At 42.4% G+C, this 12,776-nt stretch carries 11 protein-coding genes; 9 read left to right on the top strand and 2 right to left on the bottom strand.

Going from position 1 to position 12,776, the window contains the following annotated elements; all coding sequences use genetic code 11:
* Positions 1 to 59 precede the first annotated feature (59 nt).
* The 3 genes from R7R24_RS10525 (at position 60) to R7R24_RS10515 (ending at position 3,341) form a co-directional block, all read left to right on the top strand.
* The gene (locus tag R7R24_RS10525) at positions 60 to 683 is read left to right on the top strand and encodes a LysE family translocator (RefSeq protein ID WP_054579461.1); all 624 of its coding nucleotides are present in this window, start codon (positions 60 to 62) and stop codon (positions 681 to 683) included.
* 212 nt (positions 684 to 895) lie between these two features.
* Positions 896 to 2,437: a YjjI family glycine radical enzyme gene (locus R7R24_RS10520; protein ID WP_005377740.1), complete on the top strand. Its 1,542-nt coding sequence runs from the start codon at positions 896 to 898 to the stop codon at positions 2,435 to 2,437.
* A 22-nt stretch (positions 2,438 to 2,459) separates the two neighbouring features.
* Positions 2,460 to 3,341 carry a YjjW family glycine radical enzyme activase gene (locus R7R24_RS10515; RefSeq protein WP_025998565.1) on the top strand — a complete coding sequence of 294 codons (882 nt, stop codon included), beginning with the start codon at positions 2,460 to 2,462 and terminating at the stop codon, positions 3,339 to 3,341.
* A 19-nt stretch (positions 3,342 to 3,360) separates the two neighbouring features.
* On the opposite strand, the gene R7R24_RS10510 is transcribed toward R7R24_RS10515, so the two are convergent.
* Positions 3,361 to 4,299 carry a LysR family transcriptional regulator gene (locus R7R24_RS10510; protein WP_005377737.1) on the bottom strand — a complete coding sequence of 313 codons (939 nt, stop codon included), beginning with the start codon at positions 4,297 to 4,299 and terminating at the stop codon, positions 3,361 to 3,363.
* Positions 4,300 to 4,710: 411 nt separating this feature from the next.
* Here R7R24_RS10510 and R7R24_RS10505 point away from each other — a divergent pair, with 411 nt between their 5' ends.
* Together R7R24_RS10505 and R7R24_RS10500 are read left to right on the top strand one after the other, a co-directional pair.
* Entirely contained in the window at positions 4,711 to 5,481 is a 771-nt protein-coding gene (locus tag R7R24_RS10505) for a TerC family protein (RefSeq protein WP_054579462.1), read from the top strand.
* 160 nt (positions 5,482 to 5,641) lie between these two features.
* The gene (locus R7R24_RS10500) at positions 5,642 to 6,244 is read left to right on the top strand and encodes a 2OG-Fe(II) oxygenase (RefSeq protein WP_318119492.1); all 603 of its coding nucleotides are present in this window, start codon (positions 5,642 to 5,644) and stop codon (positions 6,242 to 6,244) included.
* Between the two features lie 54 nt (positions 6,245 to 6,298).
* Here R7R24_RS10500 and R7R24_RS10495 read toward each other — a convergent pair whose 3' ends face one another.
* The gene (locus tag R7R24_RS10495; protein WP_054579463.1) at positions 6,299 to 7,564 is read right to left on the bottom strand and encodes an HD domain-containing phosphohydrolase; all 1,266 of its coding nucleotides are present in this window, start codon (positions 7,562 to 7,564) and stop codon (positions 6,299 to 6,301) included.
* A gap of 629 nt (positions 7,565 to 8,193) precedes the next feature.
* On the opposite strand from R7R24_RS10495, the gene R7R24_RS10490 reads away from it, so the two are divergent.
* From R7R24_RS10490 to R7R24_RS10475, 4 genes are all read left to right on the top strand, one after another.
* Entirely contained in the window at positions 8,194 to 9,387 is a 1,194-nt protein-coding gene (locus R7R24_RS10490) for an iron-containing alcohol dehydrogenase (RefSeq protein ID WP_054579464.1), read from the top strand.
* A gap of 161 nt (positions 9,388 to 9,548) precedes the next feature.
* The gene (locus R7R24_RS10485; protein WP_033905238.1) at positions 9,549 to 10,754 is read left to right on the top strand and encodes an aromatic amino acid transport family protein; all 1,206 of its coding nucleotides are present in this window, start codon (positions 9,549 to 9,551) and stop codon (positions 10,752 to 10,754) included.
* A 274-nt stretch (positions 10,755 to 11,028) separates the two neighbouring features.
* Positions 11,029 to 12,153, top strand: coding sequence for an HD-GYP domain-containing protein (locus R7R24_RS10480; RefSeq protein WP_053303104.1), 1,125 nt, complete (start codon positions 11,029 to 11,031; stop codon positions 12,151 to 12,153).
* 87 nt (positions 12,154 to 12,240) lie between these two features.
* On the top strand, positions 12,241 to 12,459 hold the full coding sequence (locus R7R24_RS10475) for a hypothetical protein (RefSeq protein WP_005377723.1): 219 nt from the start codon (positions 12,241 to 12,243) through the stop codon (positions 12,457 to 12,459).
* Positions 12,460 to 12,776 lie beyond the last annotated feature (317 nt).

Raw genomic sequence — 12,776 nt, 5'->3', positions numbered from 1 at the left:
CGATAAAATAGTTCTATACACAATGGGCTATAAACCTCATTTTGCTGGAAGGGATGCCAATGCAAATAGATACATGGATTTTTTACACTCTTGCCATTCTCGTGCTCACAGCTTCACCAGGACCAAGCTCACTGTTGTGTTTAAGTAAAGGAGTGAGTAGTGGGTTTCGTATTGCTTTCATGACTGCACTTGGCAGTTTGTCTGCGATTACGATCATCCTTACGCTCTCATTTACCGGGCTGGGAGTTGTCATTGCTTCATCTGAGTTAGTTTTTAATATTATCAAATGGTGTGGTGCCGCTTATTTAATCTGGTTAGGTATTCAAGCGTTGCGCTCATCTCAGACAGATTTTAATAAAACGGCAACGACTCAAAGTTCCGCGACAGCGTTCAGCGCGTTCACTAGTGGTTTCATTGTTGGCGCTAGTAACCCCAAAGCGATAGTCTTTTTCACCGCTTTGTTTCCTCAATTCATTGAACCTTCCGCACCGCTACTGGCTCAATACGCGATTTTCGCGTCTACATTTGTGGTTTTTGAGCTTAGCTGGCTAACATTTTATGCATTGTTAGGGGTAAAAGCCTCTGATTGGTTGTTTGTCGCTGGAAGAGCGAAGTTGTTCAATCGTTTGACTGGTGGAGTATTTATTGGTGCTGGCGTGATGTTGTCGACGGGAAACCGATAAATAAGACAGACTTCGGTACGCAGTTAGGTTTTCCCATATAGTAAGTTGGAATGCGCTAATTTAGCTTTGTCTTATTTCCAGAATGGAAATAGACGTTTTGTTTATTTTCATTAGTGGCAACAGCCAAGCAGGAGTAAAATCACGTTACTCTTTAGGGGTAGAGCTCGTATTTTGTCTTGTGGGCTTGTGGTTACTTTGTAGGAATATCTTAGATGACAAGCCTTTCTAAACTACAACAACGTTTTCTAGATATCGCGACCGACGTCCGTCTTTCTCCAAAACAGAAGTCGAGTTTTTTAGCTTTAGAGGCGGAAGCGTGCATTCCTTACATGACCGTATCTCCATCACTGAGACAAGCAATGGATGAAGGCATCATCTGCGATATGTTTGAAGGTCATGCACCGTTTAAACCTCGCTATGTGTTGCCTGATTACGCTAAATTTCTATCGCAAGGCTCAGACTATTTAGAGTTGTCTCCGGCTGATGATTTCGATGATGCGTTGAACATGCTGACCATCATTTACCATCATGTTCCTTCGGTAACGAACATTCCGGTTTACTTAGGCCAGTTAGATGATGTCTTGTTGCCTTACATAGGCGACCTAACAGAGAGCCAGATTTACAAAAAGTTAAAACATTTTTGGATCATGCTGGATCGCACATTGCCAGATGCGTTTATGCATGTGAATGTCGGACCGACAGACAACATTATTTGTCGCACTGTTTTAAAAGTAGATGCGGAGCTCAAGCAGATCGCACCGAATCTCACCTTTATGTACGACGAGACAGTTACACCTGATGATTTACTTCGTCAAGCGACACAGAACATTTGTGAATGCAGTAAACCGCATATCGCCAATTACCCAATGCACGCGAAAGCCTACAACGGCTCACGCTTTGGTATTGTAAGTTGCTACAACTCGCTTCCATTAGCAGGTGGCTCGAACACATTGGTGCGAATGAATTTAAAAGAAGTTGCAAAACGAGCATCAGACTGTAACGACTTCTTAAATGCGTTGCCTTCTTACCATCGATTAATGGTCGAGCTCATAAACGCAAGAAGCACGCACTTGCATGAAAAATCGAACTTCTTTCAAGGCTTTTTGACGCAAGAAGGGTTGATAAAAGAGTCCTATTTCGCGCCAATGTATGGCGTTTACGGCATGGCCGAAGCGGTAAACCTTCTATTTGAAAAAGAAGGGCAAATAGGGCGATACGGAAAAAATGATCGAGCAAATACTTTTGCTCATGATGTTTCAGCAACACTGGCTAAACTGGTGGACTCAACCCCGGTGAAATATGGTTTAGATGGCAAAGCGCTCTTACATGCACAAGGCGGCATTAGCTTAGATCATGATGTTACGCCAGGTGTACGTCTGCCTTATGGTGCAGAGCTAGACCCTGTCACTTATGTACAAGCAACGGCGAAGCATCATCAGCATTATCGTGCGGGTATCAGCGATATTTTGACGATTGATGAAACGGTGAAATCTAACCCAGAAGCGATGTTCAATTTATGTAAAGGGGCACTAAATGCTGGTTATCGTGAGTTTACCGCGAATGTCACTTCAAATGACTTAATTCGCGTGACAGGCTACATGATCAAACTTTCAGACGTCGCGAAATATGATGAAGAAGGTTCGAGAACCAACACGACGTTTCTAGGTGCAGAAGCAGCAAAAAATACCAAAATTTTAGAACGCTCACCACGTGTGGTGAGTCATGAAGTAACACCGACTTACACGCAGGCATAAGTTCGGTTTAGGAAAGAACAAGATGTCTAGACGAAGTGGAAGCCTTTTGGCAAAAGTCACTCGTATCCTTCCTTTCTCTTGTGTTGATGGGCCAGGAAATCGTCTAGTCATCTTTCTACAGGGTTGTAACTATCAGTGTTTGAACTGCCACAATCCTCACACGATAAACCATTGTAATCATTGTGGTGAGTGTGTGAGTGAATGTTCAGCAGGCGCATTGAAGTTCGACGAAAACAACAACGTTGTTTGGCTTAAAGAGGAGTGCACCCACTGCGATCATTGTATAGAGATATGTCAGAACCAATCTAATCCAAAAATTACTGACTACTCTGTAGTAACAATGCTCGATTTGATACGCAAGCATCGCTTTTTCATCAGTGGTGTTACAGTATCCGGTGGGGAATCTACCTTACAACTTCCTTTCATTATTGAGCTGTTTAAAGGGATAAAACAAGATCCTGAATTACGGCACCTCTCTTGTTTCATCGACAGTAACGGTTCTTTAGCGGTTGCTGGTTGGCAGCGTATTCTACCTTTTCTGGATGGCGCAATGATCGATTTGAAAGCGTGGCAGACGGAGACGCATCAGTGGCTAACTGGGCGTGATAATCATCGTGTATTTAAAACCCTTCAATACCTAGTTGAACACGAAAAATTGTACGAGGTCCGCTTACTGCATATCCCCCAAAAAAGTGATTTAGATATAGAAATCGTAGCAATTGGGCGTTACTTGAGTACTCTTCCTGAATCGGTGCTTATCCGTTTAAATGCCTTTCAACATCACGGAGTTGTGGGGGAGGCGTTAACTTGGGATATGTGCTCTCATCATGATATCAAACGCTTAAAATCAGAGCTCCGACGCTACGTGAGTAACCCTATCACCGTGCCGACAGTACTCACGTAGTACCGTTGTTTATCTATGCTTAAGCATCACAGGCATCTAACATGGCGCAGGCGTCGAGTAATTGTTGCTGTAACCATTTTAAAGCGGGATCGTTTAAGCTCGCTTTGTTCCAAACGAGGCTGTAGGCTACCTGTCCGTAATCGAATGGAAGAGCTTGTTCAACCAAACCTTTTGCTTGCATTGCCGCTCTTGCCCAAAGCTTGGAGCATGTGAACAAGTAATCCGAGTGCTGACACATCACCGCAGCTGAACCAAAGTCGGCTACACGCATGGCCAAGTTTCGCTTTGAATGCCTTTGGGTGAGATTTTGCTCAAAATAAGGTTGTGACAGATCTTTATCATGAATACCGATGTGTCTTGCACAAAGGTAACTTTCAACAGATAAGGGTTGCTCAGCGAGTGGGTTCGATGCTCTCATTAAGCAAACCATTTCGTCTTTCAAAATGGTTTTCCAGACCAAGTCTTTATTTTGTGTGGGTGGTTGGCTGAGATCGTGAGGAAGCAACAAAAAATCCACTTGACCTCTTGCTAATGCATCGAAGCTCATTTCCTCTTTCGCATGGACATTCAAGTGCGCGTGATTGCTCAGTTGTTGGGACAGATGCTGTAGAACTGGCGCAAAGAGCTCAAACGAACTTTCACGCATTGCTAATGAAAAACTACCTTGATAGTAAGCCGGATTAAAAGAGCCTTGATGTAATAACCCATTCATACTGGAGAGTATGCCATGGATTGATGGGCCTATATGCAGCGCAAATGCTGTCGGCACTAAGCGAGTGCCATCACGGTAAAAAAGGTCATCCTTTAGCGTTTCGCGCAACTGTCCGAGCGTTTTACTGACGCTCGATGGTGTTACACACAAGCGTTCTGCCGCAAGTGTGACGCTGTGAGTGGTTAACAACATATGTAAAACAGTTAGATGTTTAAGGCTTATACGCGAAAGAGCAATGTAGTCCATAAATAGCATGGTTTCTTATGATTTTTGGCAGTATATCAGCATGAAACAAATTTTTACTATTGTTTATCTCGGAAACACGCCTGTTTCTCTTTGAGCTCAATGCATTTAATGGGTTGCATAAGGATTGATGGTGCTTATAAGTCTAGAAATTTATCTTAGTTTTGTTGGACTTTAATGCTTTCATTTATTCAATTCTAAAGCTTCTATGTAATTTTAATCAATTTGGAGGAGTTGATTGATTTGTACACGAATTAAACTTGTTCCTTGTTAATTAAAATAGATATTGTTTTGTTGATTGTTTGGTGATTTACTCATGATCCCTCAGTAACAAAGGTATAAATAATTAATGGACGACCCCTTTAGTCGACAAAACCCTTCACCATATGTCTTCTTATTATTGGAGACATGCTCATGCTAGAACTTTTTATGCAACCAGAAGCTTTGGCTATTTTCGCCACTTTGTTTGCGCTTGAAGTTGTCTTAGGCGTTGATAACGTCGTTTTTATCTCTGTCTTATGTGAAAGACTGCCGCTGCACCAACGTAAGCTGGCAAGAAACCTTGGTATTGGTCTTGCTGTTATTGCTCGTATTGGTTTAGTGTTTTCAATCTCTTGGATCATGCAACTGACTCAACCGCTATTTTCTTTGGCGAACCAAGCGTTTACCGGAAGAGACGTCATCATGATTGCGGGTGGTGTATTCCTCTTGGCTAAAAGCCTGAAAGAGTTGTGGAGTTGGTTAAATCACAACGAGTCGGCTCACTCAACTCACGCCCGCACTGGTTTAGCGGTAGTTCTGTTGCAGATTGTTGCCGTGGATGCTGTATTCTCGATGGACTCGGTGATAACCGCCGTTGGTTTGACAAGTGATGTCCCACTTATGGTCGCAGCGATTGTTTCGTCAGCTATCGTGATGGTCATGACAGCCGAAAAAATCAATAACCTGGTGTCGTGTTACCCTGGTTTTAAGACACTTGCTTTGTTATTCCTTGTTTTGTTAGGTGGTTTATTGATGGCAGAAGGCTTCGAAATTCATATCAACAAAGGTTATGTGTACTTTGCGATGGCATTCGGCTTAATTCTGGAACTTTGTCATATCCAGTTAAAAAACAAACAACGCCCGACTATTAAACGTCTTAGTCCGTTGCGAGTTCATCCAACCAGATTAGAAGCTCGTCAATAATAAAAGATATTGCCGCTCATATGAGCGGTATTTTTATATTCGTCATCACCTATTTTTACTCTCTTTTTATTTTGTTGTCGTTTCGACAAAAAATCGCATTTGTTGTGGGGTTGAAGATTTTTTATATAGACCGCCCAACTAATATGAGTGAACGGCAATAATGGATAAAATGATCGATGCGTTAGCAACCCATGGCTACTACATCTGGGATGATTTTCTTTCTGAACAAGAAGTGGCTCAATTACGAGACTGCATTCCAAGTAACTGGAAAAAAGCGCGTATTGGTCGTAATGACGATGTGACTCGTATTGAGTCAATTCGAAGTGACAAAATTCAATGGTTATCGCCCAATATGGGGCACGCGGTTACTTCTTACTTAGATAAGATGGAAGAAATACGCCAAGAAGTGAACCGTCACTTGTTTCTGGGACTTTTTGAGTATGAAGCTCACTTTGCCAAGTACGAGGAAGGGGATTTCTACCAAAAGCATCTAGATTGTTTTAAGGGCAATGAAAACCGTCGATTGACAACCGTTTTTTACATGAACGAATCTTGGAAGGAAAAGGATGCAGGTGAATTGGTGGTTTACGATCTAAATGATAATAAGATAGCTACCATCCCTCCTCAATCAGGACGCTTACTTTTATTCTTATCTGAGCAATTCCCGCATGAGGTTTTACCGACCAACGCAGAGCGGTTCAGCATTGCAGGTTGGTTCAGAATCAATGGTGTGCGAGATAATGTACTTGATATTGCAAAATGATTGGTTTGCAACCAGCATAAAATCAGCAAAGGGCGTAGATACGCCCTTTATCGATTAAACATTAGTTGATAGCTTGTAACACTCGGTCATGTTTCGCTCTAGTACTGCATAGACGTCAGGACAAAGTTCTTGTTTAGCGACTTGCGCACCCATAATCGCGGCGATTTGTGCTTGAGCCATTCGTCCGCGGTAGGGACGGTCCTGAGACAGAGCTTGAAAAACATCGGCAACCGCGACAATACGCGATGGTACATCGAGTTCGTCTCCTGTTTTATGATAAGGATAGCCAGAACCGTCCAAACGCTCGTGATGATTAGAGGCCCACTCCGCTATTTTAGCGTTGGGAAACACTTTGTGTAATGCGAGCTGAGTATCAATTGTATGGCGTTTAATACGCGTATACTCTTGTTTATTAAGAGAGCCTTCTTTATGAAGAATCTCATCTGGTGTTTTTAACTTTCCGATATCATGCACCAACCCAGCAATAAATAACATCTCTTGGTCGTGCTCACAGAACCCAAGCTTGATGGCTAGATACCGAGATAACTCCGCCACTTTTTGCGAATGTTGATAAGTAAATGGGCTTTTTGCGTCAACAATTCGAGCGATAAACATTCCCAAACTATTCATATCTTGGATGGTGAGCTGTTTTTGAAGCCAATCAATGCTTTTAAAGTTTAATCCGATGGTTTCTATATTTTCAGACTCCATCGCGAACCAAAATGCGTCGGTCATAACGAGCTTAACCATTGCCTTAGCCATGTCTGGATTAAACAAAGTTCCAGCGTTTGCCATGATGCATTCTGCAATTAGTTCTTCATGAAGTGTGACAATGTCACAGTGGCAGTTCATGACGTATTTGGAACGCATAAAATCGAGACGATCGGCTAAATAGAGTAGGGCAGCGACCTCTTTTTCAAAAGGCGGTAAATCAAGATATTTTAGTTCACTCCAATGTGTATGGTGGTAAAGAACAGGTGTAGCAAACTGACGTAACAAACGACACTGCTTGAGGCTTCGGTATCCTCTTAAGCAATGTGTTTTTACATCTTGTGGCACCAACTCCTCAAGTAACATTTTATGTTCTTGTGTTTCGGAGACCCCACAATCGTGGATCATCCCTGCGAAGTAGCAAAACTCCGCTTTTTCTGGTTCCCAGTTCATGACCCGAGCACATTGGTAAGCTATGTAAGCGACACGATGGCTATGGTGCGTATCATCAACACCGACATAGTCGAGTGCTCGAGCAACCCAGATAAGTGCTTGTTTCAGATCGACTTCAAAGCCCATGTCCGTATGGGAATGGCAAGAATGATTCATGGTTTATACCGACATTGCTAATTAGCCCACGCTAAACCCAAATCAGAAGGTGATAGGAAAAATTGGGTACGACAGCGAATAGACCCCAAAAAGGTGGGCGTTTAGACATAGTTTTGATTATGGGCGGGATAATAATCCTAGTTGCATAATAATATCACCTGAAGCTCATGGTTAAGAGTCAGATATTTGAACTAAGTATAAGTTTTGAAAGATTATTGTTGCTCTTGTTGACTTATTTGAAAACGACAATAAATCATGATGTAACGCATTCTTATTTTTATTTTTGTAGATCGTGTTCGGGCTCAACCAGAGACACACGGTATTGATGTCTGATTAACAGAATTCATATTGTTGCTTTTGAAGGCAAAAAATAAGAAGACTTCTTCGAGGCTTGCTCTGTAACTAACAGAGTAATAGGGAAAGCAGCTTGCTAACTACATGACAATAGAGCGTCGTTGAAAACATTTTCTCTGTAGCTCATGTCGTTGAGGAAAGATAATAAAATGGTACGGTTTCCCAGCGATGCTAGCCCTTTTAGTGAGATAAGTTTATTGAAAATGTGTGATTGCAAAGTAAGCATAGGTAGTAAAAGTAGCTAGAATGATAGCTCTAAATGAAAAGGATTTCGTATGTTGAAGCATCGTTTATATCGGACTTACACCGCAGGGTTAAAAATGGCAGCCCATATCCTTCCTATGCCGAGACCAACCTTGTTTTCCGGCCCTGGTTCGATGAATGAGCTATTAGAATCGATGACCGAGCTGGGATTTAAACGCGTTTTGTTAGTTACCGACGAAGGGTTAGTCCAAGTCGGTATTGTAGATAAGGTGCTTGAGGCAGCAGCACAACTCGATTTACAGTTAGATGTTTTCTCGCAAGTTAAGCCCGATCCTACCTATGATCAGGTTGAGAGCGGTCTAGAGGCTTATCATCGTTTTCATTGTGAGGGCATATTAGCTTTGGGTGGCGGCTCTGCAATGGATTGTGCAAAAGTTATTGCTGCGAAAGTTACCAATAAACGGCCAATAAAAAAATTAGCTGGACTATTGAAGGTATGGCGAATGCCAGCACCGCTTTTTGCTATTCCAACAACGGCTGGAACCGGAAGTGAAGTTACTATCGCTGCGGTCGTGTCAGATCCCTCCTCACACATTAAAACCCCTTTAATGGATCCAAAGTTGGTGCCACTAATGGCAGCTTTAGATGCGAATTTAATGATTGGTTTACCTCCTAAGATCACGGCTGATACTGGCGTTGATGCATTAACCCACGCTATTGAGGCCTATGTATCGAAAAACGCTACTCAAGAAACGATGGCTTATTCGGTTGCCGCTATTAAACTCATTTTTAAATATCTTCCTAGGGCTGTGATGCAAGGGGATGATGTCGAAGCTCGTCATAAAATGGCTATGGCATCCTATTACGCGGGTTTAGCATTTACCAAAGCGAGTTTGGGTTATGTTCATGCCTTTGCTCACACATTCGGTGCGAGATATGGAATACCTCATGGTATGGCAAACGGATTAGCCTTGTTGCCTGTGCTGCGCTTTTCATTATCAGAGATTGAGCCTCAACTAAGAAAGCTCGATGAGTTGACGGCCGAGGGGCAGTTAGGTAACGCAAGTGCTCAGCATTTTTTGGCGAATCTGGAGTCCTTGTTTTCAACTATTGATATTGAGCAAACCAGTGCGCTCATTCAACGTGAAGATGCTGATGCGCTTGTTGATTTAATTCTGAAAGAGGCGCACTGGAATTACCCTGTTCCCAAGTTCATGAACAGGGAAGAATGCACACAGTTATTGTTAAATATCAGTAAGGTGTAAATTATAGTTTACATGTGTGGTTTTTTATCCTTACACTTTGCTTGATCTTCTGCTAAAGATCCTACAATATCGACGGCAATACAAATATGGTGTTGGTTTCGGTCCGCCGTTGCCCGATCTAATACTGATAATTTCTAATAAAGTGTAAAGATTAATATACAATGAGTCGTTCTAAAGTATTCGGTAGTACGCTAATTATTGCGGGCACTACAATAGGCGCTGGTATGCTAGCGCTTCCACTTGCCTCTGCCGGCATTGGTTTTTCAACTTCTATTATCATCATGCTAGGCTTATGGGCTCTGATGGCTTTCACTGCCTTGCTTATGCTTGAGCTTCATCAACATGCGGAGAGTAGTGCTACACTTCATACTTTGGCGAAACAGATCCTAGGTCAAAAAGGCAAGTGGGTGGCAAGTTTTGCGATGTTGTTTCTTTTCTACTCATTATGTGCAGCGTATATCGCTGGCGGTGGTGCTCAGTTCGGAGACCGCCTTGCACAATGGTTTGACCTCGATATTTCAGGGCCTACATCAACGATAATCTTTACCTTGATTGTGACTTTAGTTGTGACAGTGGGTACCGGTACGGTCGATAAAGTAAACCGAGTTCTGTTCGCGATGAAGCTCATTGCGATGGTTGCGGTGCTTTCTTTTCTTGCTCCAAACGTTACGGAATCTTACTTGTTAAGTATGCCAATCGAACAAGGCCTTGTTGTAGCGGCGATTCCGGTGATCTTTACTTCGTTTGGTTTCCACGGAAGTATACCTGCAATTGTGAATTACTTAGACGGTGACACTTCTTCTTTACGCAAAGCCGTTATTATTGGTTCGACGATTCCACTCGTTATTTATATCTTTTGGCAAATCGTGACGTTGGGTGTGGTTAGCCAAAGTACGCTTGTTGAGAACGGAGGGTTGAGCGCACTGATTGGTCAACTATCTCAGACAGTACACCAATCAAATTTGGGTAGCATTGTTGGTGTGTTTGCTGACTTGGCATTGTTGACATCGTTCCTTGGCGTGAGTTTGGGTCTATTCGAATTTTTGGGTGATACCATCAAAGGAAGTAACGATAAGCCTAATCGTTTGATTGCGGCACTAGTGACGTTTACTCCACCGCTAGGCTTCGCACTTTTCTATCCTCAAGGCTTTATTATGGCTTTGGGCTATGCAGCGATTGCCTTAGCGATTTTAGCCATCTTTTTGCCTTTGGTTATGGTGATCAAGGTTCGTAAATCGGATGATTTTACTGGGGAGTACCGCGTCGCAGGTGGTCAAGGTGCGTTAGTGATAACGGGCATCGCTGGCACTGGCATCGTATTCGCTCAGGTGTTAATTACGCTGGGTGTTCTTCCTGCTCTAGGCTAGTTGTTTAGAACGTTCTTTGAATAACTTCTAGTTACTGAATCCATCGTAATCAATCAGTATTGTTAGGCCAACGAGTTTCGCTCGTTGGCTTTTTTAATCTGGATCAAATTACCGTAAGATATCCGGTGAAAAAATTGGTAGAAATGTGCTTTTATTTCGTACACTTAAGTTGTGGTATATCGATAATTTAAGTGGAGAAAACCGCTCAAAATACCATTGAATTTGCAACACAATGAGCTTTTCTTGTTTCTCTGCTTTGGTGTGGAGGTGAAGCATGGCGCACCGGAGTTTTTACCCGTTTGCAAAACCGCTTAACGAGCAACTGCAAACGCTAAAAGGCAGGATGCAGGCGCACTTGCCATGTATTGATAGGGTGTCATTTGCAAAATATCACCCAGACCAAGATGTGCTCAAATCATTTGCAGAAAGTGAGTTCGACACTTGGTGTTTAGCCCATCACGAATCAGCATTCCGTAAACTCCACCACCTCAATATTGCCTCTAAAAACGCGGTTCCTCGTATCGTCGAAGACCTTCATGATATTAAGCACTGTCCTCGGGTTCAAATTTTACTCAAACACGGATATCAGTCGTCGGCTGCTATTCCTTGTTATGACAATAAAGCTTTTACTGGTTTTGTATTTTTGAACTCCACTCAACGTGATGCGTTTAGTTTAGAAGCGCTGAATGGTCTTAAACCTTATTTCGAAATGATTCGATTTGCGGTTGAATCAGAAACTCAAGTAGTCAATGCGATAGAAACGCTAGCGAACCGAATGCAATGTATGATGCCAGGATATTCACCTGAGTATTACGCGCATACCAAACGCATGAAGTACTACAGTCAAATTATCGCAACGCAGTTAGCGGATCGTTATCACCTGAATGACGAAATGGTCGAAGATATTGGTATTTTTGCTCAGTTCCATGCGCTCGGTGATAGTCAGCTGCCAGTTGAAATTGCTAGCCGCCGAACAAATTACTCTCAAGAACAAGAGGCGATATTGATTCAACATATTGAGCGTTGTATCGATTCAGCGGATGACATAGTTGCCCGTATCGGAAATCCGGTTCACCCGAGTGTGACTTTGTTTTTGCAGATGGTTACTTATCAGTACGAAAACTTAAATGGCACTGGTTATCCTTATGGTTTAACCAATGATGATATACCAATCGCCGCGCAAATTACGGCTGTCGCGAATGCCTTTGATTTTATGACGACGCACCATCCGTACAGACAAGCGTGGTCCATCCCATATGCATTGTTAGAACTTGAAAAATGGGTATATCAGGGATGGTTATCTCGAGAATGTGTTGATGCTCTGCGAGAGCATCAAGGTTATATAAAGCAAATCATCCACAAATATCCCGAGCACTATACAGGCTTGGGGTTAATGTGAAGAGCAGTAACAAAGTTGAAATGTTGACGAGGAGGAATATTTAAACAATACTGTTTTTATATACAGTAATAAGTTTGGAGGTGAAGTATGTTGTGGGAAACCCTTGAAAGAGTAAACCGCTTACGCCAACAAGCACTTGCAAATCCTGAGTTTGTTGAGTCAGCAAAAGAGCACGAACAAGCACTTCAGGAGCAAGAATACCATTATCAAACTAAGAAAAAGCGTTCAGCCAAAGACAAACAAGGTAAAAAGTCGCTGGCCGATATCTATAAAGAAGTAGAGTTTGGCGCTGACGCTCGTCATTAATGTATTCACTGCGGCATTTTTCATTTCTTCATACGCTGCAGTATTCGTTCAAATTTATGCGAGAGCAGTGGGAGACCGCTGCTCTCGTTGACCTGCCTATAATTTACTAATGAAGTTCAGCAGAGCAAATTATCACTAACACTTAGCAATTCTCTCAATGATCTTGTTGATGTAATGATAATGACAACGGTTTGCATTTGTATCTTTGTTGTTATATAAAACCTCCCTTATTAATCGTTCTGTTGAATAAGAACGGCAAACGTGATCAACGAATGAGAGCTCTGAATAACTGTTATTCGTAAATGGCTATTAGGTGA

This window comes from Vibrio sp. 704 (genome assembly GCF_033339295.1).
Note: the sequence above shows the minus strand (reverse complement) of the source record. Positions and strands in the feature narration are given on the sequence as shown.

Bases quoted from the DNA above. Each gene is read 5' to 3' on its own strand.
- R7R24_RS10525 (WP_054579461.1), top strand. From the start codon at position 60: ATGCAAATAGATACATGGATTTTTTACACTCTTGCCATTCTCGTGCTC.
- R7R24_RS10520 (WP_005377740.1), top strand. From the start codon at position 896: ATGACAAGCCTTTCTAAACTACAACAACGTTTTCTAGATATCGCGACC.
- R7R24_RS10515 (WP_025998565.1), top strand. From the start codon at position 2,460: ATGTCTAGACGAAGTGGAAGCCTTTTGGCAAAAGTCACTCGTATCCTT.
- R7R24_RS10510 (WP_005377737.1), bottom strand. From the start codon at position 4,299: ATGGACTACATTGCTCTTTCGCGTATAAGCCTTAAACATCTAACTGTT.
- R7R24_RS10505 (WP_054579462.1), top strand. From the start codon at position 4,711: ATGCTAGAACTTTTTATGCAACCAGAAGCTTTGGCTATTTTCGCCACT.
- R7R24_RS10500 (WP_318119492.1), top strand. From the start codon at position 5,642: ATGGATAAAATGATCGATGCGTTAGCAACCCATGGCTACTACATCTGG.
- R7R24_RS10495 (WP_054579463.1), bottom strand. From the start codon at position 7,564: ATGAATCATTCTTGCCATTCCCATACGGACATGGGCTTTGAAGTCGAT.
- R7R24_RS10490 (WP_054579464.1), top strand. From the start codon at position 8,194: ATGTTGAAGCATCGTTTATATCGGACTTACACCGCAGGGTTAAAAATG.
- R7R24_RS10485 (WP_033905238.1), top strand. From the start codon at position 9,549: ATGAGTCGTTCTAAAGTATTCGGTAGTACGCTAATTATTGCGGGCACT.
- R7R24_RS10480 (WP_053303104.1), top strand. From the start codon at position 11,029: ATGGCGCACCGGAGTTTTTACCCGTTTGCAAAACCGCTTAACGAGCAA.
- R7R24_RS10475 (WP_005377723.1), top strand. From the start codon at position 12,241: ATGTTGTGGGAAACCCTTGAAAGAGTAAACCGCTTACGCCAACAAGCA.